The following is a 26,023-nucleotide window of genomic DNA, read 5'->3' as shown; positions in this document are numbered from 1 at the left end:
CATGAAACGATTTGCTCTGATGTTACTGGCGCTGGGGATGAACGTTCACGCCGCCACGCTTACGCTCAACGATGCGCGTGCCCAGGGGCGCGTAGGGGAAACCCTGAGCGGCTATCTTGCGCCCGTTCAGCACGACGCTGAAACCCTGGCGCTGGTGAACCGTATCAACGCCGCACGCACGGAAAGTTACCAGCAGCTGGCTGACAGTAATAATTTACCCGTCGACGAGGTGGCGAAAATGGCGGGACAAAAGCTGGTGGCCCGCGCGCAGCCGGGTGAGTACGTGAAGGGAATTAACGGCAAGTGGCTGAAAAAATAGCTAGCGGTAACGCCTGCGGTATTCGCCCGGCGAAACCCCGAAACGCTGCTTAAAGGCGGTGGAAAAATGGCTATGGTCGGTGAAACCCCAGCTGTAGCCAATCCCCGCCAGCTTTTCGTCATCGCTGATGGAACGCAGCGCCTGAGCGCATAAATCGAGGCGACGGTTCTTAATATACTGCGCTACCACCAGCCCTTTCCCGGCAAACATGCGGTACAAGCTACGCACGGACATGCCGCTCTCTGAAGCTATCCACTCCGGTCTTAACGCCTCCGACTGAATATGATCATCAATCAGGGACAGAACGTGGCGGAACTGACGCTCCTTGCGCGGCAGCACCTCGTCACGCTGCTGGAAGGCCGGACGCAGCAGACACACCATCGCCTCAAGCGCCGCTTCGCTTTCACTGGCGCTGAGATCGGCATTGCCCATGCTCTCCTGTAGCAGTCGGTAGCTCAGCTGTACGGTAGGCAGACTGCGGGAGAGGGGCAGCGCGCACCTCACTTCCTGAAAACGCGCGTGTTGCTCAATGATTTGTCGCGGGAGCAGGAGCGAAATCTGGCGGGAACGCTCCTGCCAGTAAATGGAGCACGGGCGGGAGGCGTCAATCAGCGTGATATCCCCGGCTTTCAGCATCGCGCGCTGGTCGTCCTGTTCGATTCCGGCGCTGCCTTCCAGCTGAAACACGGTGTAGAACCAGGCGTCGTTGCCGTTTTTGATCTCCTGACGGGTGCGAAACAGGTTAACGCCTGCGGCGGTCACCGTGCTCAGCTTCAGACTTTGGGTGTAGCTGGTTTCCAGCTCGCCGAGAAACGCCCCCTCTAACGGACGTGCCGCAAAGCGCCCACAAACCTGGTTAATTTGCGCCAGCCACTGCTGAAAATTGTCCTGTTCGCTTGCACACGCCATTGATGTTCTCGCTGCACCGTCACTGTTTTCGCATTGTTGCATTTATGTTGCATTTTGTCAGGGCTACGAGGCTGACTATAGGAAAGAACACTCAACGGTTACAGCGATATAAGCGGGAATTATCACGATTTGCGGACCCTGTCACAGCTGGCAAAGCGAATGTCACACAGACAAAAGCAGGAATGCGAATCCCCTCTTAGACTGCATACACACCCTGCGAAGCATAACGAAGGAGTATCCTATGTCCGAATCACACGTCGCCATCCTGCCGGGCGTGCAGCAGTTTTTAGATCGCCAGCACGGCCTGTGGATCGAAGGGCGTCAGGCGGCATCCGATAGCGAAAAGCGTCTGAACGTCTACAACCCGGCGACCGGAGAGGTTATTGCCTCTACCGCCGATGCCAGCGTCGATGATGTCGATCGTGCGGTGATGTCTGGCTGGCGCGCCTTTGTCGCCCGAAGCTGGGCCGGACGGCTGCCGGCAGAGCGGGAACGTATCCTGCTGCGGTTTGCGGATCTGGTGGAACAGCATGGCGAAGAGCTGGCACAGCTCGAAACCCTGGAGCAGGGGAAATCGATTAACATTTCCCGCGCCTTCGAGGTGGGCTGCACCCTGAACTGGATGCGCTACACGGCAGGGCTGACCACCAAAATTGCCGGTAAAACCCTCGATCTCTCGATTCCACTGCCGCAGGGCGCGCGTTATCAGGCGTGGACGCGTAAAGAGCCGGTGGGAGTCGTGGCGGGGATTGTGCCGTGGAACTTCCCGCTGATGATTGGCATGTGGAAAGTGATGCCCGCGCTGGCGGCAGGTTGCTCCATCGTGATCAAACCGTCGGAAACCACGCCGCTCACCCTGTTACGGGTGGCGGAACTGGCGAGCGAGGCGGGGATCCCGGAGGGTGTGTTCAACGTGGTGACCGGCAGTGGCGCCGTCTGTGGCGCGGCGCTGACCTCGCACCCGCGCATTGCCAAAGTGAGCTTTACCGGTTCGACGGCGACAGGCAAGCAGATTGCCCGCGCGGCGGCGGACACGCTAACGGGCGTGACGCTGGAGCTGGGCGGCAAAAACCCGGCCATCGTGCTGAAAGATGCCGATCCGGCGTGGGTGATTGAAGGACTGATGACCGGCAGCTTCCTGAACCAGGGGCAGGTCTGCGCGGCCAGCTCGCGCATTTATATTGAGGCTCCGCTGTTCGACACGCTGGTCAGCGGGTTTGAACAGGCCGTGAAATCCCTCAGCGTCGGGCCGGGCATGTCGCCGGAGGCGTTTATCAACCCGCTGGTGTCGCGCGCCCACTGCGATAAGGTTCAGGCGTTCCTGGATGAGGCGAAGGCGCACAATGCGGAGCTGATCGCCGGGAACCGGGGCCCAGACGGCAAAGGCTATTACGTTTCGCCAACGCTGGTGGTCAACCCGGATAATCATCTGCGACTGACGCGTGAAGAGGTCTTCGGGCCGGTGGTGAACCTGGTTCGTGTGGCCGATGGGGAAGAGGCGCTTCAGCTGGCGAATGACACTGAATATGGCTTAACGGCCAGCGTCTGGACGCAGAACATCAGTAAAGCGCTGGCGTATACCGACAGGTTACAGGCCGGAACAGTGTGGGTGAACAGCCACACGCTGATAGACGCCAACCTGCCGTTCGGCGGCATGAAGCAGTCCGGCACCGGGCGCGATTTCGGCCCCGACTGGCTGGACGGCTGGTGTGAAACCAAGTCGGTGTGTGTGCGGTATTAAAAAAAACGCCGGGTGACGGCTACGCCTTACCCGGCCTACGGGATCGAGGAAAAAAGGTTGGTTTTGTAGGCCGGGTAAGCGCAGCGCCACCCGGCGTAACTTACAGCGACCACCGATCCCGCCCGGCCTCCTTCGCCCTGTACAGCGCCGCATCGGCGCGGGCGATGATTTCCGGGCCGGCCAGCCCTGCGGTATAGCCTGCAATGCCCATACTCGCCGTCACATATTCACTCACCTTCGACGCGCCGTGCGGAATGGCTGCGTTTCGCAGGCCAGCCTGGATCCGCGCGGCGACTTTCTCAGCAATGCTTTCTTCGCAGTCAAAGAGGATCACCACAAACTCCTCGCCACCGTAGCGCGAAACCACATCCTCTGGCGTGCGCACCGAGGTGTTCAGCACCTCTGCCACCCGCGCGAGGCACGCATCTCCCGCCTGGTGACCGTAGGTATCGTTATACAGTTTGAAGTAATCGACATCCAGCATCAGCACCGCGAAGCGTTTGCCTTGCTCTACGGCATTTTCCAGCACCAGCTCCATCGCCCGGCGGTTGGCCGTTTTCGTCAGTGGATCCTGATGGGCCAGCGCATCCAGCCGCGAAATTAAACGCTGATTCTGCTGGTTGCGACGCCACGCCTCTTCAAACCAGCTCAACAGGATATAGCGCCCGCACACGAGAATGAACGTGAACACCACCCACAGCCCGGCAAAGCGATAATTAATTTCCTGATTCAGCAGCATGCTGGCAACGGGCAGGCTTACCCATAGCGGAACGGTGAAGCAGAGCAGTGCCACCGGGTGAAAATAGAGCGCGGTCATACCGGCCATCAGCAGGGTAACGAATATAGGCCAGGGATGAGGAAGCTGTAACACGTTGATAAACCAGTAACAACTTATCGACCACAGCAGGCTGCACATAAACAAAACGGCGCTGACGCCGCGGATGTGGCGCCAGGCCATGATCACCAGCGCCACGGAAAGGATCGCCACGCCCAGCATGGAGGCGTCAATCATCTGCCGCAGAGGGGGGCTGATGTGCAGGAGGGCATCGATATGGCCGAACAACGAATTGCGCAGCAGGACCATAAGGGCAAAGCTGGCATTCACAAAGGCGAGCCACGGCAGGTTCACGGCCAGCCCGTGAACAACCATTGATTTACGGGTAGGCCATATCGCGGGTTCGGGTGTGGCTGGATGTCTTTTTTCCATTGAAGAGAATTTTCCTTGAGCGGGCGGAACGTCCGCCCGTGAGTGCTGCCTTTACGGGGTCACAATGTTAAACCAGAATTCAAATTTATCCATGTAACCGAGCATAGCATCAAGTTTTGCGGCATCGCCGGTCACTTTGATATCGCCGTTATCCTGCGCCTGTTTAAGCGTCACTTCTTTCAGGATGATTTTATTCAGCGTATCGCGGTTGAGGGTCACGGTCGCGTCAGCGTCTTTCGCTTCGGCGTTCGCCGTGTGGTTCAGCACGCCATTTTCCAGCTCCAGCTTGTATTTGCCGCCGTCGCTGCCGAGGTCGATGTTAAACACCGATTTTGCATCCGCCGCTTTTTCACCGTTAATGTGCACCGCCAGATAGTCAAAGAACATTTCTGGCGTCATCGCGCGCACGGTATCCGGGCTGGCGGTGTTCGGGGTCGGTCCTTTCACCACGCCGTTACGCAGCTCCTGGGCGCCGGTCAGGTAGAAGTTACGCCACGGGCCTGATTCAGCCTGATAACCCAGCTGCTCCAGCGCATCCGCTTCCAGGTTTCGCGCGGCCTGATTATTTGGATCGGCAAAGACCACCTTGCTGACCACCTGAGCCACCCAGCGGTAGTTCCCCTGGTCAAAGTCAGTTTTCGCTTTGCTCAGGATGGCATCCGCACCGCCCATATAGTCCACAAATTTCTTTGCGGCTTCTTCAGGCGGCAGTTCGTCCAGGGTCGCCGGGTTGCCGTCAAACCAGCCTAAATAGAGCACGTAGGTTGCTTTAACGTCATGGCTGACAGAACCGTAATAGCCACGGTTTGCCCAGGTATTGGCCAGGGAGTTTGGCAGTTTGAAGTTGGCGGCAATCTCGTCACGGGTCAGCCCTTCGTTCGCCATGCGCAGGGTCTGGTCGTTGATGTAGCGATACAGGTCGCGCTGGCTTTTCAGCAGGTTAACCACGTTGTCGTTACCCCATGTCGGCCAGTGGTGCTGCGCCATAATGATTTCGGCTTTATCACCCCAGCGTACAATCGCCTGGTTGATGTATTTCGACCATGGCAACGGCTCACGAATTTTCGCGCCGCGCAGGGAGTAGGTGTTGTGCAGGGTATGGGTGACATCTTCCGCAGACTCGATCAGCTTTTTCTCTTCGATATACCAGAGCATCTCGGAAGGCGCTTCCGATCCCGGCGCGAGCATAAAATCATAGGTCAGGCCGTCGATCACCTCTTTCTGACCATCTTTCTCGATGATATTGGTCGGGGCGATCAGGGTCACCGTCCCGGCGGAGGTGGTGGTGCCGAGACCCGCGCCGACCTGGCCCTTCGCATCCGGCTTCAGCAGGTTGCCGTACATATAGCTGGCGCGGCGGCTCATGACGTTACCCGCCATGATATTCTCCGCGACGGCGGCCTCCATAAATCCGGCGGGCGCGTAGACTTTCACCTTGCCGGACTTCACATCTGCTTCGTCCACCACGCCGCGCACGCCGCCATAGTGGTCAACGTGGCTGTGGGTGTAAATTACGGCGACAACAGGCTTGTTACCGCGATTTTTATAGTAAAGATCCATCCCGACTTTGGCCGTTTCCGCCGACACCAGCGGGTCGACCACGGTAATGCCTTCTTTACCTTCAATAATGGTCATGTTTGACAGGTCGAGGTTACGTATCTGGTAGACGCCTTCGGTCACTTCAAACAGACCGCTGATGTTAATCAGCTGGGACTGACGCCATAAGCTCGGGTTAACCGAGTCGGGCGCCTTATCGCCTTCTTTGATAAAAGCGTACTGCTGCGGATCCCAGACGGTGTTGCCTTGCTCACCTTTGATAATGTCCTGAGGCAGAGGGGCAATAAACCCTTTGTGGGCGTTGGTAAAATCGGTGTTATCGGAGAAAGGAAGCTGGTTGAAGAGTGCGTTGTTGGCCTGTTGCGTTGCTGCGGTGGCATCCTTAGGTGCTTCTGCGGCCCAGGCGGAACTGGCAGAAATAAAACATCCCGCCAGCGCGAGACTCCTGACGATCTCATTGATTCTCATCCTAAAACCTCTCAGTAAACTGTGACGTTGTTTGTGGGGACTTCGAATCCTGGTGAAAGTGTGTCAAGAAATGCAAAAGGATTAAGCGAGGTAACAATAACTATAATCGGGGAGAGTAATTCAGCAAGTAAGCGGATGAAAAACCGGGCATTACGCCCGGTCGGTGGGTTATTTCTGCTCTTTTTTCTTGCCGAGCGTTGGCGTCTCGTCAAAGTAATTCCACGGCTTGAGTAACGTGTGCACCCATTCCGTCGGCATTATCGGCCACTCCTCGGCACGGGCGACATGGGTGGTGCCGGTGGTCATCCAGATGACGTTATCCTGGTCGTTCAGTGACTCGTTATCTTTGCTGTACTGGCCGAGGCCGGTATCGTGCGTGGAACGGTTCGGGTATTTTCCCTCCGGGTACATCTCGTCGGGATGGTAACGCGTCACCCACAGCTGTTTATCCATAAAGCTCAGGCGGTGATAAATCCACTCGTCCGGGGCAAACTTCGCGCCGGACGCTACCGGGTGTGTACCGCCCGCGTAAGGGATGATCTGATACGAGACCGGGTTGCCCATGCGGTTCTCTTTGCTGGTATTGCTTAGAAGGCGGATGGTGCCCGGGTCAAACTTCTGTGCCGCCTGCTTTTCGGTATCAATATCATACTGATTAACCTGCATGGTGCTGGTGCGCGGTCCGCCAGCGGTGTTCGGTTTGACGTCCGGATCCATGGCCACCAGCTTATTGTTGATGCCGTCCACGTCCATATCCAGACGGAAGTTGTAGATGTGCTGGTGGGTGGTACCGACAATATTATGGTCGATCAGCGTTCCGTATCGGGTGTCATCCTTCGCGGTGGCATCATGCATGGTTTTCGTCTGCACGCCTTTCACCGCTTCAATGCCCGTAGCCCCTGCATCAATGCCGATAGTGCCGTTTTCGTGGAATACCCAGTCGAAGATGTAATCGTAGTTACCCACGGTGCTGACCCAGCGCACCACCAGCTCGCGGCGTTCGGTGCTGACGTTGGGTTTACCTAACTCCTGATGCTTATATTCCGGCCCGGCGTAACGCTCGAAAATGGCGATCGCCCTGGGGATCTCCATTGGCGCGCCGGTGTAATCCGGGATGGTTTCGTTGAGCATCACGGCGTTAGACGGAACATCCTTGCCGCGCACCAGCGGGGAGGTCAGGGTACCCATGCCGTAATCGCCGGAGTCCAGGTAAGCTTTAAAGTACCAGCCGATATCCGGGTCGCCGTACGGCACAATCATGCCGCCGAGCGATCCCTGATACATCACCTGTCGCTTTTTGCCATTGTCGTTATAGGTCACGGTGGAGATTATCGGGCCGACGCGTGAGTCCAGGCTCAGATGAAAATCCCAGTTCTGCCAGTGCACCCTATCCCCGGTGATGGTGTAGTTCTTGCCTTCCGGCTCGATAATTTCCAGCGGTTTCTTCACCGTTCCAACGCGGTCGCGGCCATCATAAGGGCGCGGCGTGAGCGGAACCGGCACGACCGGGCCTTCCTCAATCTTCTGGATTTTCTTCTGCTCGAGATCCACCACCGCAACCAGGTTTTCGATCGGGTGCGCCCAGTAGTTACCGTCGCCCACGTCGAGATAGCTGATCACTTTCAGCAGGCGGTCTTCCTGTTTCAGCCCATCCTTGCCGTCAAAAAAGCCGACGGTAAGCGGAGTGGTGATCACTTTCTTCGGGTCGGTAATGCCGCGCTTTTTCAGCACGGCGGCAAACTCCGGGCTTTCATTGATGATCTGCTGCACGGTATTGAAGTCATCCAGCAGCACCATGCCGTGCGCGTCTTTGATCGGCTCCCAGCGGAGGATCTTTTTCTCCTTCAGATCCACCCGGCTTTCGATGATGTGTTTACCATCAAGCATGATGATATTGGCCTGGCGGGGCGCATCCACCGCCGTGCCGTTAAGCACAAAGTCCCAGACTTTGGCCTTTTCTGGCTCCGCCAGCGCAATCTGGGTAAAGCGGGTATTGGGTTTAAAATCCGCAGAGGCTTTCACAATGGCTACGGCCTGGTTGATTTCATCAGCCGTCAGCGCGTTTAACGGGTGGGGGCTTTTTTCAACCTGGAATGTCTGATCAAGACCGGACTGAAAAACATCGTTGATAAAGGTCTCCGGGATAAACGCCTTATTGTTCTTCATCACCACGGGCACCTGGAGCGTCAGCGGTTTGCCGTTAACGATGGCGGTATTTGCGCCGGGTTTGACCTTCACAAAGGCACCGTCTTTGACGATGGTGAACATCTGGGCGTAATCATCCCACTGCACGTCCGCGCCAAACGCCTGAAGCGTTTTGTCCATCGGGACCATATGCGCCTCGCTGCCGTGAGCGTAAACAGGGGATTGCCAGGCGCAACAGAGCGCAACGGCCATGGCCAGTGCCGTTCTACGGGCAGAAAAAGAAGAATTGCTTCCCATCGCAGACCTCATCTTGTTGTGTTTATTGAGTTGTGTCAGCCTTATCCTGACAGGCGCGCACGAAAAGCGTTTGCCTGCATCTGCCAGGTTGTTTGTCAGTCTTGCCAGGTTAAAAAAAGAGCGGGGGTGCATCACACCCCGGTCAGGTAGTTGTAGGCCGGGTAAGCGGAGCGACACCCGGCAAGAAAGAGGTGCGTCAGAAGTCACCCTGCTGGCGCGCCACCAGCGTCAGGATGGAGTAGAGCGCCACGGCCTGCTGGTGCTGGTTGAAGATCTCCACCGCCCATTCCACCACGCCGGTGGGTTTTTCCTCGGCAGTGCGCTGTTTCTTCAGCGTTTTACGTTTACAGGTCAGGCGCACCTGAATGGTATCACCCGGCTTGACCGGCTCAATAAAGCGCAGGTTTTCCATGCCGTAGTTGGCAATAACCGGCCCAACCCCGGCATCTACAAACAGCCCCGCCGCGGCGGAAATCAGGAAATAACCGTGTACCACGCGCTCACCAAAAATCGACTCCGCCGCGCCAATTTTGTCCATATGGGCGTAGAAATGATCCCCGCTCAGGCAGGCAAAATTCACGATATCCGCTTCCGTCAGGGTACGACGCGGGGTCAGCAGGCTGTCGCCCGGCTGTAACTCCTCGAAGTATTTACGGAAGGGATGAACGCGATCTTCCTGCACCTCCGCGCCACGGACCCACTGTTTACCGATCGCGGCGAGCATGGACGGGCTGCCCTGAATGGCCGTGCGCTGAAGATAGTGCTTCACCGCGCGCAGGCCGCCCAGCTCTTCGCCGCCGCCCGCACGTCCCGGACCACCGTGCACCAGCTGCGGCAGCGGTGAACCGTGGCCGGTGGATTCTTTCGAGGATTCCTGGTTGAGGATCTGAATGCGTCCGTGGGCGCGCGCGGCACCGGCAATAAACTGCCGCGCCATGCGGGTATCTGCCGTAACCAGCGTTCCCGCCAGGCTGCCGCCGCCCGCCCGCGCCAGCTGCATGGCGTGTTCGGTGTTACGGCAGGGCATCAGGGTTGCAACGGGGCCAAAGGCTTCGATGGCGTGGACGGCCGGGGTTTCGTCCGGCTGCGGGCAGAACAGCAGGGTGGGCGGGAAGAATGCGCCAGCCGCCTGCAAATCAGCTTTACCACCCAGACGGATCTGACAGCCCGCGGCAAGGAGATGATCGACTTTTTCCTGCACGTCAGCACGTTGCTCACCGTTGACGAGGGCTCCCATCTTCACCCCTTCCTGGGCCGGATCGCCGACGACCACTTTCTCCAGCCGCGCAATCAGCGCCTGGCTGACGGCGTCAATCTGCGCTTCCGGCACGATGATGCGGCGGATGGCGGTACATTTTTGCCCGGCTTTGGCAGTCATCTCGCGCACCACTTCTCGGATAAACAGCGCAAACTCCGGGTGTTCCGGCGTCACGTCCTCACCCAGCACGCAGCAGTTGAGAGAATCTGCTTCCATGGTAAACGGAATGGAATGCGCGACGATATTCGGGTGGACGCGCAGACTCTGCCCGGTGCTGGCCGATCCGGTAAACGTCACCACGTCCTGGCTGTCGAGCTGGTTCAGCAGATCGCCCGCGCCACCGCAGATCAGGCTGATGGCGCCGTCGGGCACCAGTCCGCTCTCGACGATCGCTTTCACCATCGCCTGAGTCACCTGCGCGGTGGCGGTGGCGGGCTTGATGATGGCGGGCATCCCGGCAAGCCAGGTGGGCGCGAGCTTTTCCAGCATCCCCCAGCACGGGAAGTTGAACGCGTTGATATGCACCGCCACGCCGGATTTCGACGTTAACACGTGACGTGCCGCAAAGCCGCCTTCCTTCGACAGCGGGATCAGTTCATCCTCCGGCCACAGGGTATCGTCCGGCAGCTCACGGCTGCCGAGGCTTGCGTAGGTGAAGAGGGTGCCGATACCGCCTTCAATATCCACCCAGCTGTCGGCCTTCGTCGCGCCGGTCTGAGCTGACAGGGCATAAAAGCGATCCTTCTGGCTCAGCAGATGTTTGGCCACCGCCTTCAGCATGGCGGCGCGCTCGATAAAGCTCATTGCGTGGAGCGCTTCTCCGCCGTGTTCAATGGCGTAACGGCGCGCGGCCGCCATATCCAGCCCTTCGCTGGTGACTTCAAATAGCGTTTCCCCGCTGATGGCGTGGGTGATGGTGCGCTCGCGGCCCCGGCCTGATTGCCAGGTGCCGGACAAGAAGCTGGCTAACTGCTGCATTTCTTCTCTCCAGATGTTTCGTAATTTCACTATAAATAGTTTGATCGCGAATCATAAAAATCAAGCTGAGTTTTAATGAATTGTTAACGCTGTGATCTGTATTGCTTAACCTGACCACCCAGAAGCCTTGCGTCATCGGCATTTCATCAAAAGGCTTGCGAGCGTCGTCACAAAATAAACAAACGTTTCTTGGGGTTATATTTAACCTTTGTGTAACTTTTAAGAAACCAAATGATTCACCATTTTGCTATTTGTGGTGATTTAACGAATCACAAAGGTGGTTATGTGACGCAAGAACAACGCTTTGAGCAACGCATCGCACAGGAGACGGCCATCGAGCCGCAGGACTGGATGCCGGATGCCTACCGCAAGACGCTGATCCGCCAGATTGGACAGCACGCCCACTCTGAGATTGTCGGCATGCTGCCGGAAGGAAACTGGATCACCCGCGCGCCGACGCTGCGCCGGAAAGCCATTCTGCTGGCGAAGGTGCAGGACGAAGCCGGACACGGCCTGTACCTCTACAGCGCGGCGGAAACGCTGGGCTGCGCCCGGGAGGACATCTATCAAAAGATGCTCGACGGCAAGATGAAATACTCCTCCATCTTCAACTATCCGACCCTGAGCTGGGCCGATATCGGCGTCATTGGCTGGCTGGTGGACGGGGCGGCCATTGTGAACCAGGTGGCGCTGTGTCGTACGTCTTACGGTCCGTATGCACGGGCGATGGTGAAAATCTGTAAAGAAGAGAGCTTCCACCAGCGTCAGGGTTTTGAGGCCTGCATGGCGCTGGCGCAGGGCAGCGAAGCCCAGCGGCAGATGTTGCAGGACGCCATCAACCGTTTCTGGTGGCCCGCGCTGATGATGTTTGGACCCAACGACGACAACTCCCCAAACAGCGCCCGCAGTCTGGCCTGGAAGATCAAACGCTTTGGCAACGATGAGCTTCGCCAGCGCTTCGTGGACAACACGGTGCCTCAGGTGGAGATGCTCGGTATGAGCGTGCCGGACCCCGACCTGCGTTTCGATGAAGCGAGCGGCCACTACCGCTTCGGCGAAATCGACTGGCAGGAATTTGACGAGGTGATCACCGGGCGCGGGATCTGCAACCACGAACGTCTGGCCGCAAAACGTAAAGCCTGGGACGACGGCGCATGGGTGCGTGAAGCCGCTCTGGCCCACGCGGAAAAACAACGCGCTCGCCAGGCCGCATAAGAGGAATCAACCATGAGCAATGTTTACTGGCCGTTATACGAAGTTTTTGTCCGTTCGAAGCAGGGGCTGTCGCACCGGCATGTGGGCAGCCTTCACGCTGCCGACGACCGTATGGCGCTGGAAAACGCGCGCGATGCCTATACCCGCCGCAGCGAAGGCTGTTCCATCTGGGTGGTGAAGGCGAGTGAAATCGTCGCTTCCCAGCCGGAAGAGAGCGGGGAATTTTTCGATCCGGCGGAAAGCAAGGTCTACCGCCATCCGACGTTTTACACCATCCCTGATGGCATCGAGCATATGTGAGGTTGGGGATGAACAACGTATCTGCTTATGCCCTGCGTCTGGGCGACAACGGTCTGGTGCTCTCACAGCGTCTGGGTGCCTGGTGCGGCCACGCGCCGGAGCTGGAAATTGACCTGGCGCTCGCCAATATCGGCCTTGATCTGCTCGGGCAGGCGCGCAATTTCCTGACCTACGCCGCTGAACGGGAGGGTAAGGGCGATGAAGACACCCTGGCCTATGGCCGCGATGAGCGTCAGTTCCGCAATCTGCTGCTGGTGGAACAACCAAACGGCAGCTTCGCTGACACCATTGCCCGTCAGTATCTGATGGATGCGTGGAACGTGGCGCTCTACGAGCGGCTGATCCATAGCAGCGACAGTCAGCTTGCCGCCATCGCGGCAAAAGCCATTAAGGAGGCACGCTATCACCTGCGCTTTAGCCGCGGCTGGCTGGTGCGGCTGGGGGACGGAACAGAAACCTCCGCACAAAAAATGCAACAGGCGGTGGATAGCCTGTGGCGCTTTACGGCTGAACTGTTCGACGCAGACGACGTCGAGCTGGCGCTAATTGAAGACGGCGTGGCGGTTGATCCGCGCGACCTGCGGGACCCGTGGGAGCGCGAAGTGTTTGCTGGCCTGGCGGAAGCCACCCTCCGCGTGCCCGAAGAGGTGGCGTATCGCACGGGCGGCAAGAAGGGGCTACATACCGAACACCTCGGGCCGATGCTGGCAGAGATGCAGTATCTCCAGCGCGTTTACCCCGGCCAGCAGTGGTAAAGTAGGACGCGATGCAACGCCTCGTCGACATCGCGCCTGCACAAATCCCGCAGATTTGGGCGCTGTTAAGCCAGATCCCCGACCCGGAAGTGCCGGTGCTGACCATCACCGACCTTGGCATGGTGCGCAGCGTGAAGGCGCAGGGGGAAGGCTGGGTCATCGGCTTCACGCCAACCTATTCGGGCTGTCCGGCAACGGAGCATCTGCTGGGGGCGATCCGCGAAACCCTGACCGGAAACGGCTTTAGCCCGGTACATATTGTGCTGCAACTGGAGCCCGCCTGGACCACCGACTGGATGACCGACGATGCCCGCAGGCGCCTGCGTGAATATGGCATCAGCCCGCCTGTCGGCCATAGCTGCCATGCCCACGTTCCCGCTGAGGTGAGCTGCCCGCGCTGTGCGAGCACCGATACCTCGCTTATCAGTGAATTTGGTTCTACGGCCTGCAAAGCGCTCTACCGCTGCAATACCTGCCGTGAGCCCTTCGACTATTTTAAATGTATTTGAGGCTGCCATGACAACGTTTCATTCATTAACAGTGGCAAAAGTAGAACCCGAAACCCGCGACGCGGTGACCATTACCTTCGCGGTGCCGCAGGCGTTACAGGAGGCGTACCGCTTCCGTCCCGGTCAGCATCTGACCCTGAAAGCCAGTCCTGGCGGGGATGAACTGCGCCGCTGCTACTCCATCTGCCGGAGCACCGCGTGCGGTGAGATCAGCGTGGCGGTCAAAGCCATCGAGGGCGGACGTTTTTCCCGCTATGCCCGGGACGAGATCAAACCGGGCATGGTGCTGGAGGTGATGGTGCCCCAGGGGCAGTTTGGCTATCAGCCGCAGGCCGAACGCGAAGGCCACTATCTGGCGATTGCCGCCGGGTCCGGGATCACCCCGATGCTGGCGATTATGTCCGCTACGCTGGCCACTGAAGCCCACAGCCACTTCACCCTGATTTACGGCAACCGCAGCAGCCAGAGCATGATGTTCCGCCGGGCGCTGGCGGACCTGAAAGATAAATACCCGCAGCGTTTGCAGCTGATCGCCATCTTCAGCCAGGAGACGCTCGACAGCGATCTGCTCCATGGCCGCATTGACGGGGAAAAGCTCCAGGCGCTGGCAAAAACGCTGGTGAATTTCCGTCAGTACGATGAAGCCTTCATCTGCGGCCCGTCGGCGATGATGGATGAGGCCGAAGCGGCGCTGCAAGCGCTGGGTATGCCGGAAAAAGCGATCCATCTTGAGCGCTTTAACACGCCGGGTACCGCCGTTAAACGGACAGCCAGCGTGCAGGCCGACGGGCAGAAGGTCACCGTCCGTCAGGACGGGCGCGACAGGGAGATCACCCTGACGGCGGACGACGAGAGCATTCTTGACGCGGCCCTGCGTCAGGGGGCGGATCTGCCTTACGCCTGCAAGGGCGGCGTATGCGCCACCTGCAAATGCAAAGTGCTGCGCGGAAAAGTCGATATGGCGACCAACTACAGCCTGGAGCCGGACGAGCTGGCCGCAGGCTATGTGCTGAGCTGTCAGGCGCTGCCGTTAACCGCCGACGTTATCGTCGATTTTGATGCGAAGGGGATGGCATGAGTGAACTGATTGTCACCCGTCACGGTCGCGTGTTGCAGCTGACGCTTAACCGTCCGGCGGCGCGCAACGCGCTCAACAATGCGCTGCTCCTGCAAATCGCGGAGCAGCTTGAGGCCGCCGCCGCGGATGCTGAGATCGCCGTCTGCGTGGTGTACGGCAACGAACGCTGCTTTGCCGCCGGGGCCGATCTCAACGAAATGGCGGAGAAAGACCTGCCCGCCACCCTGAACGATATCCGTCCGCAGCTGTGGGCGCGGATCAATGCCTTCACCAAACCGCTGATTGCCGCCGTGAACGGCTTCGCGCTGGGGGCAGGCTGTGAGCTGGCGCTGCTCTGCGATGTCGTGGTTGCCGGCGGTAACGCCCGTTTTGGCCTGCCGGAAATCACCCTCGGGATCATGCCGGGCGCAGGCGGCACCCAGCGGCTGATCCGCAGCGTGGGCAAATCGTTGGCCAGCAAAATGGTGCTGACTGGCGAAAGCATCACGGCGGTTCAGGCGCACAGCGCCGGGCTGGTCAGCGACGTCTACCCGGCCTCGCTGACGCTGGAGTACGCCCTGAAACAGGCGGCGCTGATGGCGCGCCACTCGCCGCTGGCGCTACAGGCGGCGAAGCAGGCGCTTCGCCAGTCGCAGGAAGTCCCGCTTCAGGCCGGGCTGGCGCAGGAGCGTCAGCTGTTTGCGCTGCTCGCGGCCACCGACGATCGCCGGGAAGGTATCAACGCCTTTTTACAAAAACGCACCCCAGACTTTAAAGGACGCTAATTGTGGAATCTATTCTGAGCCATGTTGAGCAGGGCGTAATGACCATTACGCTGAACCGCCCGGAGCGCCTGAACAGCTTTAACGACGTCATGCACCAGCAGCTTTCCGAATGCCTGAAGCAGGCCGAGCGCGATGACGCCATCCGCTGCCTGCTGATCACCGGGGCAGGACGCGGTTTCTGCGCCGGGCAGGATCTTAACGACCGTAACGTCGACCCGAACGGCCCCGCGCCCGATCTGGGCATGTCCGTTGAGACTTTTTACAACCCGCTGGTGCGCCGCCTGGCAAAACTGCCGAAGCCGGTGATTTGCGCGGTTAACGGCGTGGCGGCGGGCGCGGGGGCCACGCTGGCCCTCGGCTGCGACATGGTGATTGCGGCCCGTTCAGCCAGCTTTGTGATGGCCTTCAGCAAGCTCGGGCTGGTACCGGACTGCGGCGGAACCTGGCTGCTGCCGCGCGTGACCGGACGCGCCCGCGCCATGGGGCTGGCATTGCTGGGCGATAAGCTCAGCGCCGAGCAGGCACAGGCCTGGGGAATGATCTGGCAGGTGGTGGACGACGACCAGCTCTCCGCCACCGCACAGCAGATGGCGCTGCATTTTGCCTCGCAGCCGACCTTTGGCCTGGGCTTGATCAAGCAGGCGATCAACGCCGCCGAAACCAATACCCTCGACGCCCAGCTTGATCTGGAGCGCGACTATCAACGTCTGGCCGGACGCAGCGACGACTACCGGGAAGGCGTCAGCGCGTTCCTGGCAAAACGCGCGCCGAACTTTACGGGGAAATAAGATGGTGAATATCCATACGGTCGCCGTCATTGGCAGCGGCACCATGGGCGCCGGTATTGCCGAAGTGGCAGCCAGCCACGGTCATCCGGTTCTGGTGTACGACATTGATGCAGCGGCGATTTCCCGCGCCATCGACGGCATTCGTCAGCGGCTCTCCTCTCGCGTTGCGCGCGGAAAACTCTCTGCCGACGCCGGGGAACAGATCCTCGCCCGCCTGACGCCGGTGACGACTATCAGTGCTCTGGCGAAAGCCGATCTGGTGATCGAGGCGGCCTCCGAGCGGCTTGAGGTAAAAAAAGCGCTGTTTACCCAGCTGGCAGAGATCTGCCCGCCGCAGACGCTGCTTGCCAGCAATACCTCGTCCATTTCCGTTACCGCGATTGCGGCGGAGATAAACCACCCTGAACGCGTCGCCGGGCTGCACTTCTTCAATCCTGCCCCGGTGATGAAGCTGGTGGAAGTGGTCAGCGGGCTGGCGACCTCTCCCGAAGTGGCCGATGCACTGTGCGAGCTGGCGTTGAGCTGGGGAAAGCAGCCGGTACGCTGCCAGTCCACGCCGGGGTTTATCGTCAACCGCGTGGCGCGCCCGTTCTACTCGGAAGCCTGGCGCGCGCTGGAAGAGCAGGTGGCAACGCCCGAGGTGATCGACGCCGCCCTGCGAGACGGCGGAGGCTTCCCGATGGGGCCGCTTGAGCTGACGGACATGATTGGTCAGGACGTCAACTTTGCCGTGACCTGCTCCGTGTTTAACGCCTTCTGGCAGGAGCGTCGTTTTCTGCCGTCGCTGGTGCAGCAGGAGCTAGTGCTGGCGGGGCGTCTGGGTAAGAAAAGCGGGCAGGGCGTTTACCGCTGGCTGGAGGAAAAACCCGCCGTCAGCTGGCTCGCCCCGGTCAGCGACAGCTTCAGCCCGATGCGCGTACAGCGAAGAAGTGACGGTGTCACGGAAATTGACGATCTGTTGCTGATCGAAACGCAGGGTGAAACCGCGCAGTCGCTGGCGCTGCGCCACGGCTGCCCGGTGGTGGTGGTCGACCGCATCGAGCGGGATGTGGCCGTGATAGCCGCCGCACCGGGCAACCCGCACGCCGCCACGCAGAAAGCCATTTACTGGTTGCAGCATCAGGAGAAACGGGTGGTACAGATTGCTGATTACCCCGGCCTGCTGGTCTGGCGCACGGTAGCGATGATTGCCAACGAAGCGCTGGACGCCCTGCAAAAAGGGGTCGCCAGCGAGCAAGACATCGATACCGCCATGCGCTTAGGGGTCAACTATCCCTGCGGGCCCATCGCCTGGGGCGAGCGCCTTGGCTGGCAGCGTCTGTTAACGCTGCTGGAGAATCTGCAACGTCACTACGGCGAGGAACGCTATCGCCCCTGTTCACTGCTGCGCCAGCGTGCGCTTCTGGAGAGTAGCTATGAGTCATAACGCCTGGCATAACGCCCGCGCGATGTATGAACGGGACGCCTGCGCGCAGGCGATGGGGATGGACATTATCGACATGGGCGAGGGCTACGCGGTGGTGACCATGACCATCACCCCGCAGATGCTCAACGGGCATAAAACCTGCCACGGCGGACAGCTGTTCTCGCTGGCCGATACCGCCTTTGCCTACGCCTGCAACAGTCAGGGGCTGGCGGCGGTGGCCTCAGGCTGCGCCATCGATTTTCTGCGTCCGGGCTTTGCCGGAGATAAGCTCACCGCCACCGCGCGGGTGAAGCATCAGGGCAAACTGACCGGCGTCTACGACATTGAAATTCAGAACCAACAACAGAAAACCGTCGCTCTTTTTCGCGGGAAATCGCACCGCACTGGCGGCAGTGTGACAGGAGAAGCCTGATGCGTGACGCATTTATTTGTGAGGGGGTGCGTACCCCGGTTGGTCGCTACGGCGGAGGATTATCCAGCGTGCGCGCCGATGACTTAGGTGCCGTGCCGCTGCGTGCGCTGCTGTCGCGTTACCCGCAGCTCGATCTGGAGCGCATAGATGACGTGATCTTCGGCTGCGCGAATCAGGCCGGGGAGGATAACCGCAACGTGGCGCGCATGTCGGCGCTGCTGGCCGGGCTGCCGCAGACGGTATCCGGCACCACCATTAACCGCCTGTGCGGCTCCGGTCTGGATGCCATTGGCTTTGCGGCGCGCGCCATCAGGGCCGGGGATGGCGATCTGCTGATCGCAGGTGGCGTCGAATCCATGTCCCGTGCGCCGTTCGTGATGGGCAAAGCCACGGCGGCGTTTCAGCGTCAGGCGGAGATCTTCGACACCACCATCGGCTGGCGATTTGTGAATCCGCTCATGCATCAGCAATACGGAACTGACAGCATGCCGGAAACGGCAGAGAATGTAGCGGAATTGTTAAATATAAGCCGTGCCGATCAGGACGCATTTGCCCTGCGCAGCCAGCAGCGCACCGCACGGGCGCAGCAGAATGGCGTTCTGGCGCAGGAGATTATCCCGGTACAGGTGGCGGGGAAAAAAGGTGCGGTAACGGAAGTGAGCGTGGACGAGCATCCGCGCGCCGAAACCACCCTGGAACAGCTTGCCGCGCTGAAAGCCCCGTTCCGTAAGAACGGTGTGGTGACGGCGGGGAACGCCTCTGGCGTCAACGACGGGGCGGCGGCGCTGATTATCGCCAGCGAGCCGATGGCGCTTGCCCAGGGGTTAACCCCGCGCACCCGCATTGTGGCCATGGCGACAGCGGGCGTCGAGCCGCGCCTGATGGGATTAGGCCCGGTGCCCGCCACCCGCAAGGTGCTGGAGCGTGCCGGACTCAGTATCACCGATATGGACGTCATTGAGCTTAATGAAGCCTTCGCCGCACAGGCGCTGGGCGTGCTGCGTCAGCTGGGCTTGCCGGATGACGCGGAGCATGTCAACCCGAACGGCGGGGCGATCGCGCTAGGTCATCCGCTGGGAATGAGCGGTGCCAGACTGGCGCTGGCCGCAAGCAATGAATTGCACCGACGCGGCGGGCGCTACGCGCTGTGTACGATGTGCATCGGTGTGGGTCAGGGCATTGCCATGATCCTTGAGCGTGTTTGAGCGAACAATAATGTGAGTACCCTGCGATGATAAATACAACAAAGCTTGATCCGATCGAAACCGCGTCCATTGATGAATTGCAGGCGTTGCAGACCGCGCGCCTGAAGTGGACGCTGCACCACGCCTACAACAACGTTCCGATGTACAAACGCAAGTTTGATGCCGCGGGCGTTCACCCTGACGATTTCACCGAGCTGGCGGACCTGCAAAAATTCCCGTGCACCACCAAGCAGGATCTGCGCGACAACTACCCGTTTGATACCTTTGCGGTGCCGATGGAGCAGGTGGTGCGTATCCACGCTTCGTCGGGCACCACCGGAAAGCCGACCGTGGTGGGGTATACCCAGAATGATATCGACAACTGGGCCAATATCGTCGCCCGTTCCCTGCGCGCCGCCGGGGGCAGCGCGAAGGATAAAATTCACGTCGCTTACGGTTACGGGCTCTTCACCGGCGGGCTGGGGGCGCACTACGGTGCCGAGCGTCTGGGAGCGACGGTGATCCCGATGTCCGGCGGCCAGACGGAGAAGCAGGCGCAGCTGATCCGCGATTTCCAGCCGGATATGATCATGGTGACGCCGTCGTACTGCCTGAACCTGATTGAAGAGCTGGAGCGTCAGATGGGCGGCGATGCCAGTGCCTGTTCCCTGCGCGTCGGCGTGTTTGGCGCCGAGCCGTGGACGCAGGCGATGCGCCGCGAAATTGAAAAACGGCTGGGCATTACCGCGCTGGATATCTATGGTCTCTCCGAAGTGATGGGGCCGGGCGTGGCGATGGAGTGTCTTGAAACCGCCGACGGCCCGACCATCTGGGAAGATCACTTCTACCCGGAGATCGTCAACCCGAATGACGGCACGCCGCTGGCCGACGGCGAGCAGGGTGAGCTGCTGTTCACCACGCTGACCAAAGAGGCGCTGCCGGTGATCCGCTACCGCACCCGCGACCTGACGCGCCTGCTGCCGGGCACCGCACGCACCATGCGCCGGATGGATCGCATCAGCGGGCGCAGCGACGACATGCTCATCATTCGCGGGGTTAACGTCTTCCCGTCACAGCTGGAAGAGGAGATCGTTAAGTTCGAACACCTTTCGCCGCACTATCAGCTGGAGGTGAACCGCCGCGGGCATCTTGATTCACTTTCGGTGAAGGTCGAGCTGAAACAGAGCAGCTTAACGCTGACCCATGAACAGCGCTGTCAGGTCTGCCATCAGCTGCGTCATCGGATTAAATCGATGGTGGGGATCTCGACCGACGTGATGATCGTGAACTGCGGCAGTATACCGCGCTCCGAGGGTAAAGCCTGCCGGGTATTTGATTTGCGTAAAGTGGCAGCCAACGGTTGAATTTCCCTCACCCCAGCCCTCTCCCAAAGGGAGAGGGTGTATTAAGTTCCCTTTCCCTTTGGGAGAGGGTTAGGGTGAGGGTACACCCCAGATTCGTATGCTATGATTCATCCAGGAAAAAAATAACAACAGAATGAATCACATGAATAAACTTGATGCCTTTATCCAGCACGCAGTCAGCTCTGTTCCCGTCAGCGGAACGTCGCTTATCTCCTCGCTGTATGGCGATGCGCTTTCCCATCGCGGCGGAGAGATCTGGCTCGGCAGCCTGGCGGCCCTGCTGGAAGGGATGGGTTTCGGGGAGCGCTTTGTGCGCACCGCGCTGTTTCGCCTCAACAAAGAGGGCTGGCTGGACGTGTCCCGCATTGGCCGTCGCAGCTTTTACCGTCTCAGCGATAAGGGGCTGCGTTTGACCCGCCGCGCGGAAAATAAAATCTACCGTGCGGAACTGCCGGCGTGGGATGGTAAATGGCTGCTGCTGCTTTCCGAGGGGCTGGATAAAACCACGCTCGCGGACGTGAAAAAACAGCTCATCTGGCAAGGGTTCGGCACGCTGGCGCCGAGCCTGATGGCCTCGCCGTCGCAGAACCTGGCGGACGTGCAGTCTCTGCTGCATGACGCGGGCGTGGCGGAAAACGTCATTTTCTTTGAAGCCCATTCGCCGCTGGCCTTGTCACGCGCGGCGCTACGATCCCGCGTGGAAGAGTGCTGGCAGCTGACCGAACAAAACGCGATGTACGAAACGTTTATCAACTCGTTCCGTCCGCTGCTGCCGCTGCTGAAAGAGGCGCCGCCTGAGGATTTGACCCCGGAACGCTGCTTCCAGATCCAGCTGTTACTCATTCATTTTTATCGTCGCGTGGTGCTGAAAGATCCGCTGTTGCCGGAGGAGTTACTTCCTGCGCACTGGGCGGGACAGAGCGCGCGACAGCTGTGTATTAACATCTACCAGCGCGTGGCGGCGGGAGCCCTGGCGTTTGTCAGTGAGAAGGGGGAAACCTCCGTGGGCGAGCTGCCCGCTCCCGGCACGCTTTATCACCAGCGTTTTGGTGGTCTGAATATCACATAAGGAGAGGGTATGCCTGTTTATCAAATTGATGGTCTGACGCCGGTCGTGCCTGAAGAGAGCTATGTTCACCCGACCGCGGTGCTGATTGGCGACGTGATCCTCGGAAAAGGTGTTTACGTGGGCCCTAACGCCAGCCTGCGCGGTGATTTTGGCCGGATCGTGGTGAAAGACGGCGCGAACATCCAGGATAACTGCGTGATGCACGGTTTTCCGGAGCAGGACACGGTGGTGGAAGAGGACGGGCATATCGGCCACAGCGCGATCCTGCACGGCTGCATTATCCGCCGTAATGCGCTGGTGGGGATGAATGCGGTCGTGATGGACGGGGCGACGATCGGCGAAAACAGCATCGTCGGGGCGGCGGCGTTGTGAAGGCCAAAGCGGAGATGCCTGCGAATCACTTAATTCTTGGCAGTCCGGCGAAAGCGATTCGTGAGTTAAGCGCGCAGGAAATAGAGTGGAAAAAGCAGGGCACGCGGGAGTATCAGGTACTGGTGGATCGCTGTAAGCAGACGCTGCATCAGGTGGAGCCGCTGCGGGAAGAAGAGCCCGGACGCAAACGGCTGGTCTTCGATGAGAATTTACGGCCCAAGTCGGCTGGCCGGGATAAATAAGGCCGTTCGTTCCCGCGTGTTGCTCAAGGCGTGAAGATGAGCTTAATACGCTTCCGGCAGGGGCCGGTCAATCGACACCAGCTTTCCGCGCTTCATGGTGATATAGCCCCCGGCTTTGAGATCTGCCAGCACGCGAAAGACATGCGTGCGTGACAGGTTAGTGCGCTTAATGATAAACAGCGCCAGGCCCTCATTCTCTCCCGTGTGGGTCTCCTGCCGATAGAGATAGCGATAGAGCATCGGTTTGATGGTCTGGTAGCTGGTGACCTGCCTGCGTTCATTGTGCAGGTCGATGGTGAAAATGGACATGTAGGTCAGTATGGTGGCCAGCGCCTGCATGCGCTCAGATCCGCCCTCGAAAAATAGCTGGTCGAAGTCGGCCCAGGCTATTCTCACCAGCTTCACCTTTGCACTGCTGCGATATTCATACTTCGCCAGTGGACAATACCTTTCCATTAACCCTATCGGCATATACTCGATAGTATTGCCAATATTTAGGCCATCATCAGGCATTAATATTGTCAGCGACCCTTCAGTGCAAAAATAAATATAGCCAGGCTCGACGGTGAATTTTTTATTTGCGGCAACGGTTAAGGCCTCGCCTTTACAAAGCATGTGCGGAAAGAATTGCCCAATATTGAGTTGCTGATAATAGGTATGGATATCCTGAAAATTCACGCTAAGCCTCTCCCCGCAACGTCTGCCGTGGTAGCGAGTATAGCAGCAATAGCCCCCGGATTACGAACCGATAAATAACCAGTCCCATATGGGACTATGATGAGAAAGTATTCTGATTAGAATGGTCGTCAATGAGTTCGCATTAAAATTATCCGCCAACAGTAAATATCCAGGCGGCGCAATTAATCTATGAGGCCATTCAATGAAATTAACCCTAATTGCTAAACATCTGGCGCTTGCCGGTGTGTTGACGTCGCTGTCGCTTTCCGCGTTTGCGGAAGTGCAGCCGCAGGATGCCACTGCCACAACCCGGCAGGCAAATAACGCCCTGTATAACAAATTACCGTTTGCCGATAAAACCGACTTTGAGAACGCCCATAAAGGTTTTATCGCCCCGCTGCCACAAAACATGATTAAAGGCGAGCAGGGGAACGTTATCTGGAACCCGGCGAAATATGATTTCGTGAAAGAGGGTGAAAAAGCCCCGGATACGGTAAACCCGAGCCTGTGGCGTCAGTCACAGCTGATCAACATTGGCGGGCTGTTTAAGGTCACCGACGGCGTGTATCAGATCCGCAATCTCGATCTCTCCAACATGACCATCATTGAAGGCGAGAAGGGCATCACCGTTATCGACCCGCTGTTAAGCGCTGAACCGGCGAAAGAAGCGCTGGATCTCTACTATGCAAACCGCGGCAAGAAACCGGTCGTCGCTGTGGTGATCACCCACAGTCACGTCGACCACTACGGCGGCCTGCGCGGTGTGGTTGACGAAGCCGACGTGAAGTCCGGCAAAGTGAAGATCTACGCCCCGGAAGGCTTTATGAAAGAAGCGGTTTCCGAAAACATTATGGCCGGGAATGCGATGAGCCGCCGTGCGAGCTATATGTACGGCAACCTGCTGAAGCCGGATGCAAAAGGCCAGGTGGGGGCGGGTCTTGGCACCACCACCTCTGCGGGTACGGTGACCCTGATCCCGCCGACCAACTACATTACCCATACCGGCCAGCAGGAAGTGATTGACGGGCTGACCTACGACTTTATGATGGCGCCGGGCTCAGAAGCCCCGTCCGAAATGCTGTGGTATGTCAAAGAGAAGAAAATGATCGAAGCCGCAGAGGACGTGACCCATACCCTGCACAACACCTACTCCCTGCGCGGCGCGAAAATCCGCGATCCGCTGGCCTGGTCTAAGTACATCAACGCCGCCATTGAGCGCTGGGGCGCGGACGCGGAAGTGATTATTGCGCAGCACCACTGGCCGACCTGGGGCAACGAGAATATCGTCAAGCTGATGAAAGGCCAGCGCGATATGTATCGCTACATCAACGACCAGACCCTGCGTATGGCAAACAAGGGGCTGACCCGCGACGAGATCGCCGCTGAATTTACACTGCCGGAATCGCTGGAAAAACAGTGGGCGAGCCGCGGCTATTACGGTTCCGTCAGCCACGACGTCAAAGCCACCTACGTGTTTTATCTCGGCTGGTTCGACGGCAACCCGGCTACCCTCGACGAACTGCCGCCTGAACAGGCTGCGAAGAAGTTTGTGGAATACATGGGAGGGGCCGATGCCATCATGCAGAAAGCCAAAGCTGACTATCAGCAGGGCAACTACCGCTGGGTGGCGCAGGTGACCAGCAAAATTGTCTTCGCCGATCCGCAGAACGCTGCGGCACGTAATCTGGAAGCCGACGCGCTGGAGCAGTTAGGTTACCAGGCGGAAGCGGGCACCTGGCGTAACTTCTACCTGACCGGCGCGCAGGAACTGCGTAATGGCGTGAAGAAGCTGCCGACGCCGAACACCGCCAGCCCGGATACCGTGCGGGCGATGACCCCGGAAATGTTCTTCGACTACCTGGGCGTGCACATCAACGGGGTGCGGGCCGGTAACGCGAAAGCGGTCTTTAACATCGATCTCGGTAAGGATGGCGGCAAATACAAGCTGGAGCTGGAAAACGGCGTGCTGAACCATACCGCCAACGCGCAGGCGAAGGATGCCGACGCAACCATCACCCTGGACCGCACCACGCTGAATGACATCATCCTTAAGAAAGAGACGCTCAAGCAGGCGATGGACAAGGGTGACGTCAAGGTGAGCGGAGACAGAGCGAAGCTGGAAGAGATGCTGAGCTACATGGACACATTTGACTTCTGGTTCAATATTGTCACGCCATAAGTTTAGCGTTCATCCTGGTTAATTCTGGCGCCTTATTGCGATAAGGCGCCATTTTTTCATTCACGCATCGCCAGCGCGCTGGCGCTTGCCGGATCGAACAGCGAAATACTCTCGATCTGATCCAGCATGATCACTTTGCGAAAATCCATGGCGCTTTTGGGCTCCGAATCGAGCGTAATGTCATGCTCGGCATACCATTTGCTGTAGTTATGTTCGATACACAGCTGCATGTTCTTCCCGTCACGGTAGCCGCTCAGCATCGGAATAAGCACGATATTGGCCGTTTTTTCATACTCCAGCGTGGCGGTATGGATCATGCCAATATAGATCCGCCGCGATTTCAGCGTGACGTGCGCCAGTTCACCTTCCTCCATGCACTGATAGAGCAGTTGTTCAATCCCGCTCGACTGCGCCAGCCGCTTGTACAATTTTTTCCGGCCATCGCCGTCCAGCCGCGCGCTTCCGGCCCAGTTCGAGCGGTAGAGACAAAACAGGATCGCGAAGGTCAGCATCACCACCACCGGGGCCTGAATCCCCAGGAAGCTCCAGTTCATAAAATCAATTTGCCAGTCGGCATATTTTGCTGACGTGAAATGGAACGTGTTATCGGCGGCGGAGAGGGCGAACAACAGCAGCCACAGCAGGCCGGTGGCGATCACCCCCTGAAGAACAAAAATACAGCCATACAGTGCAACAAGAAAATAGACGTCCCAGCCAAAGGATCGCTTGATTTTAAACCGTGTTGAGAGGTCGCGGCTGGTGTACCAGTACCCGCATACCATCAATACCATGAATATTGCCGTTCCCAT

The 26,023-nt window shown here is 58.8% G+C and carries 22 protein-coding genes and 1 pseudogene; 16 read left to right on the top strand and 7 right to left on the bottom strand.

Annotation, left to right across the window (positions count from 1 at the left end; genetic code table 11):
• Position 1: 1 nt before the first annotated feature.
• A complete protein-coding gene (locus tag H2Z33_RS20330) occupies positions 2-319 on the top strand; it encodes a YdbL family protein (protein ID WP_023296550.1) in 318 nt (105 codons plus the stop codon).
• On the opposite strand, the gene feaR is transcribed toward H2Z33_RS20330, so the two are convergent.
• Complete coding sequence (feaR, locus tag H2Z33_RS20325; RefSeq protein ID WP_015570600.1) at positions 320-1,228, bottom strand: transcriptional regulator FeaR; 909 nt, start codon at positions 1,226-1,228, stop codon at positions 320-322.
• Positions 1,229-1,469: 241 nt separating this feature from the next.
• Between feaR and H2Z33_RS20320 the strand changes: the two genes are divergently transcribed.
• Positions 1,470-2,969, top strand: coding sequence for an aldehyde dehydrogenase family protein (locus H2Z33_RS20320; protein WP_017384522.1), 1,500 nt, complete (start codon positions 1,470-1,472; stop codon positions 2,967-2,969).
• 100 nt (positions 2,970-3,069) lie between these two features.
• Here the strand turns inward: H2Z33_RS20320 and H2Z33_RS20315 are convergent, their stop codons facing one another.
• The 4 genes from H2Z33_RS20315 to paaZ all read right to left on the bottom strand — a co-directional run bounded on the left by H2Z33_RS20315 (position 3,070) and on the right by paaZ (position 10,879).
• Positions 3,070-4,176 carry a diguanylate cyclase gene (locus H2Z33_RS20315; RefSeq protein WP_063135133.1) on the bottom strand — a complete coding sequence of 369 codons (1,107 nt, stop codon included), beginning with the start codon at positions 4,174-4,176 and terminating at the stop codon, positions 3,070-3,072.
• Positions 4,177-4,227: 51 nt separating this feature from the next.
• Positions 4,228-6,201, bottom strand: a complete 1,974-nt coding sequence (locus tag H2Z33_RS20310; protein ID WP_017693485.1) for an alkyl/aryl-sulfatase — start codon at positions 6,199-6,201, stop codon at positions 4,228-4,230.
• A 168-nt stretch (positions 6,202-6,369) separates the two neighbouring features.
• On the bottom strand, positions 6,370-8,643 hold the full coding sequence (gene tynA, locus H2Z33_RS20305; protein ID WP_063135134.1) for a primary-amine oxidase: 2,274 nt from the start codon (positions 8,641-8,643) through the stop codon (positions 6,370-6,372).
• A 196-nt stretch (positions 8,644-8,839) separates the two neighbouring features.
• Positions 8,840-10,879, bottom strand: a complete 2,040-nt coding sequence (paaZ, locus tag H2Z33_RS20300) for a phenylacetic acid degradation bifunctional protein PaaZ (protein ID WP_063135135.1) — start codon at positions 10,877-10,879, stop codon at positions 8,840-8,842.
• A gap of 285 nt (positions 10,880-11,164) precedes the next feature.
• Between paaZ and paaA the strand changes: the two genes are divergently transcribed.
• From paaA to paaY, 13 genes and pseudogenes are all read left to right on the top strand, one after another.
• Entirely contained in the window at positions 11,165-12,094 is a 930-nt protein-coding gene (gene paaA, locus H2Z33_RS20295) for a 1,2-phenylacetyl-CoA epoxidase subunit PaaA (protein WP_063135176.1), read from the top strand.
• A gap of 12 nt (positions 12,095-12,106) precedes the next feature.
• Complete coding sequence (gene paaB / locus H2Z33_RS20290) at positions 12,107-12,394, top strand: 1,2-phenylacetyl-CoA epoxidase subunit PaaB (RefSeq protein ID WP_003857353.1); 288 nt, start codon at positions 12,107-12,109, stop codon at positions 12,392-12,394.
• Positions 12,395-12,402: 8 nt separating this feature from the next.
• Positions 12,403-13,149 (top strand): 1,2-phenylacetyl-CoA epoxidase subunit PaaC, encoded by a 747-nt coding sequence (gene paaC, locus H2Z33_RS20285; protein WP_045338254.1) that lies wholly within the window; start codon positions 12,403-12,405, stop codon positions 13,147-13,149.
• 11 nt (positions 13,150-13,160) lie between these two features.
• Positions 13,161-13,658: a 1,2-phenylacetyl-CoA epoxidase subunit PaaD gene (gene paaD / locus H2Z33_RS20280; protein WP_003857347.1), complete on the top strand. Its 498-nt coding sequence runs from the start codon at positions 13,161-13,163 to the stop codon at positions 13,656-13,658.
• A gap of 7 nt (positions 13,659-13,665) precedes the next feature.
• Positions 13,666-14,736 (top strand): 1,2-phenylacetyl-CoA epoxidase subunit PaaE, encoded by a 1,071-nt coding sequence (gene paaE, locus H2Z33_RS20275; RefSeq protein ID WP_059295612.1) that lies wholly within the window; start codon positions 13,666-13,668, stop codon positions 14,734-14,736.
• Positions 14,733-15,500 carry a 2,3-dehydroadipyl-CoA hydratase PaaF gene (gene paaF / locus H2Z33_RS20270; protein WP_063135136.1) on the top strand — a complete coding sequence of 256 codons (768 nt, stop codon included), beginning with the start codon at positions 14,733-14,735 and terminating at the stop codon, positions 15,498-15,500. Before paaE ends, paaF begins: the two co-directional genes overlap by 4 nt.
• Positions 15,500-16,288, top strand: coding sequence for a 2-(1,2-epoxy-1,2-dihydrophenyl)acetyl-CoA isomerase PaaG (paaG, locus tag H2Z33_RS20265; RefSeq protein ID WP_026094304.1), 789 nt, complete (start codon positions 15,500-15,502; stop codon positions 16,286-16,288). The genes paaF and paaG overlap by 1 nt, the downstream gene beginning before the upstream one ends.
• A gap of 1 nt (position 16,289) precedes the next feature.
• Positions 16,290-17,714, top strand: a complete 1,425-nt coding sequence (paaH, locus tag H2Z33_RS20260; RefSeq protein ID WP_032669969.1) for a 3-hydroxyacyl-CoA dehydrogenase PaaH — start codon at positions 16,290-16,292, stop codon at positions 17,712-17,714.
• On the top strand, positions 17,704-18,126 hold the full coding sequence (paaI, locus tag H2Z33_RS20255) for a hydroxyphenylacetyl-CoA thioesterase PaaI (RefSeq protein WP_015570592.1): 423 nt from the start codon (positions 17,704-17,706) through the stop codon (positions 18,124-18,126). Before paaH ends, paaI begins: the two co-directional genes overlap by 11 nt.
• On the top strand, positions 18,126-19,331 hold the full coding sequence (gene pcaF, locus H2Z33_RS20250) for a 3-oxoadipyl-CoA thiolase (protein ID WP_017384512.1): 1,206 nt from the start codon (positions 18,126-18,128) through the stop codon (positions 19,329-19,331). The genes paaI and pcaF overlap by 1 nt, the downstream gene beginning before the upstream one ends.
• Before the next feature lie 26 nt (positions 19,332-19,357).
• Positions 19,358-20,674, top strand: coding sequence for a phenylacetate--CoA ligase PaaK (paaK, locus tag H2Z33_RS20245; protein WP_017384511.1), 1,317 nt, complete (start codon positions 19,358-19,360; stop codon positions 20,672-20,674).
• A gap of 133 nt (positions 20,675-20,807) precedes the next feature.
• Positions 20,808-21,743 (top strand): phenylacetic acid degradation operon negative regulatory protein PaaX, encoded by a 936-nt coding sequence (paaX, locus tag H2Z33_RS20240; RefSeq protein WP_032103751.1) that lies wholly within the window; start codon positions 20,808-20,810, stop codon positions 21,741-21,743.
• Between the two features lie 9 nt (positions 21,744-21,752).
• Positions 21,753-22,357 (top strand): annotated as a pseudogene (gene paaY, locus H2Z33_RS20235) (phenylacetic acid degradation protein PaaY).
• Between the two features lie 42 nt (positions 22,358-22,399).
• On the opposite strand, the gene H2Z33_RS20230 reads toward paaY, so the two are convergent.
• Positions 22,400-23,035, bottom strand: a complete 636-nt coding sequence (locus H2Z33_RS20230) for a helix-turn-helix domain-containing protein (protein WP_023296565.1) — start codon at positions 23,033-23,035, stop codon at positions 22,400-22,402.
• A 202-nt stretch (positions 23,036-23,237) separates the two neighbouring features.
• Here H2Z33_RS20230 and H2Z33_RS20225 point away from each other — a divergent pair, with 202 nt between their 5' ends.
• Entirely contained in the window at positions 23,238-25,214 is a 1,977-nt protein-coding gene (locus tag H2Z33_RS20225) for an alkyl/aryl-sulfatase (RefSeq protein WP_045339732.1), read from the top strand.
• Between the two features lie 56 nt (positions 25,215-25,270).
• Here the strand turns inward: H2Z33_RS20225 and H2Z33_RS20220 are convergent, their stop codons facing one another.
• Positions 25,271-26,023, bottom strand: a complete 753-nt coding sequence (locus H2Z33_RS20220; RefSeq protein WP_017384508.1) for a hypothetical protein — start codon at positions 26,021-26,023, stop codon at positions 25,271-25,273.

The sequence above is a fragment of the Enterobacter sp. YSU genome (genome assembly GCF_016082135.1).
In the GTDB taxonomy this organism is placed as follows: domain Bacteria; phylum Pseudomonadota; class Gammaproteobacteria; order Enterobacterales; family Enterobacteriaceae; genus Enterobacter; species Enterobacter hormaechei_C.
This window is presented reverse-complemented; position numbering and strand designations above follow the sequence as displayed.

What these genes read in the sequence shown, in the direction of transcription:
- paaD (WP_003857347.1), top strand. Translation starts at nt 13,161, where the DNA reads ATGCAACGCCTCGTCGACATCGCGCCTGCACAAATCCCGCAGATTTGG.
- paaB (WP_003857353.1), top strand. Translation starts at nt 12,107, where the DNA reads ATGAGCAATGTTTACTGGCCGTTATACGAAGTTTTTGTCCGTTCGAAG.
- tynA (WP_063135134.1), bottom strand. Translation starts at nt 8,643, where the DNA reads ATGGGAAGCAATTCTTCTTTTTCTGCCCGTAGAACGGCACTGGCCATG.
- feaR (WP_015570600.1), bottom strand. Translation starts at nt 1,228, where the DNA reads ATGGCGTGTGCAAGCGAACAGGACAATTTTCAGCAGTGGCTGGCGCAA.
- H2Z33_RS20320 (WP_017384522.1), top strand. Translation starts at nt 1,470, where the DNA reads ATGTCCGAATCACACGTCGCCATCCTGCCGGGCGTGCAGCAGTTTTTA.
- paaH (WP_032669969.1), top strand. Translation starts at nt 16,290, where the DNA reads ATGGTGAATATCCATACGGTCGCCGTCATTGGCAGCGGCACCATGGGC.
- paaE (WP_059295612.1), top strand. Translation starts at nt 13,666, where the DNA reads ATGACAACGTTTCATTCATTAACAGTGGCAAAAGTAGAACCCGAAACC.
- paaC (WP_045338254.1), top strand. Translation starts at nt 12,403, where the DNA reads ATGAACAACGTATCTGCTTATGCCCTGCGTCTGGGCGACAACGGTCTG.
- paaK (WP_017384511.1), top strand. Translation starts at nt 19,358, where the DNA reads ATGATAAATACAACAAAGCTTGATCCGATCGAAACCGCGTCCATTGAT.
- H2Z33_RS20225 (WP_045339732.1), top strand. Translation starts at nt 23,238, where the DNA reads ATGAAATTAACCCTAATTGCTAAACATCTGGCGCTTGCCGGTGTGTTG.
- paaZ (WP_063135135.1), bottom strand. Translation starts at nt 10,879, where the DNA reads ATGCAGCAGTTAGCCAGCTTCTTGTCCGGCACCTGGCAATCAGGCCGG.
- paaI (WP_015570592.1), top strand. Translation starts at nt 17,704, where the DNA reads ATGAGTCATAACGCCTGGCATAACGCCCGCGCGATGTATGAACGGGAC.
- H2Z33_RS20315 (WP_063135133.1), bottom strand. Translation starts at nt 4,176, where the DNA reads ATGGAAAAAAGACATCCAGCCACACCCGAACCCGCGATATGGCCTACC.
- H2Z33_RS20310 (WP_017693485.1), bottom strand. Translation starts at nt 6,201, where the DNA reads ATGAGAATCAATGAGATCGTCAGGAGTCTCGCGCTGGCGGGATGTTTT.
- paaX (WP_032103751.1), top strand. Translation starts at nt 20,808, where the DNA reads ATGAATCACATGAATAAACTTGATGCCTTTATCCAGCACGCAGTCAGC.
- H2Z33_RS20330 (WP_023296550.1), top strand. Translation starts at nt 2, where the DNA reads ATGAAACGATTTGCTCTGATGTTACTGGCGCTGGGGATGAACGTTCAC.
- H2Z33_RS20220 (WP_017384508.1), bottom strand. Translation starts at nt 26,023, where the DNA reads ATGGGAACGGCAATATTCATGGTATTGATGGTATGCGGGTACTGGTAC.
- pcaF (WP_017384512.1), top strand. Translation starts at nt 18,126, where the DNA reads ATGCGTGACGCATTTATTTGTGAGGGGGTGCGTACCCCGGTTGGTCGC.
- paaF (WP_063135136.1), top strand. Translation starts at nt 14,733, where the DNA reads ATGAGTGAACTGATTGTCACCCGTCACGGTCGCGTGTTGCAGCTGACG.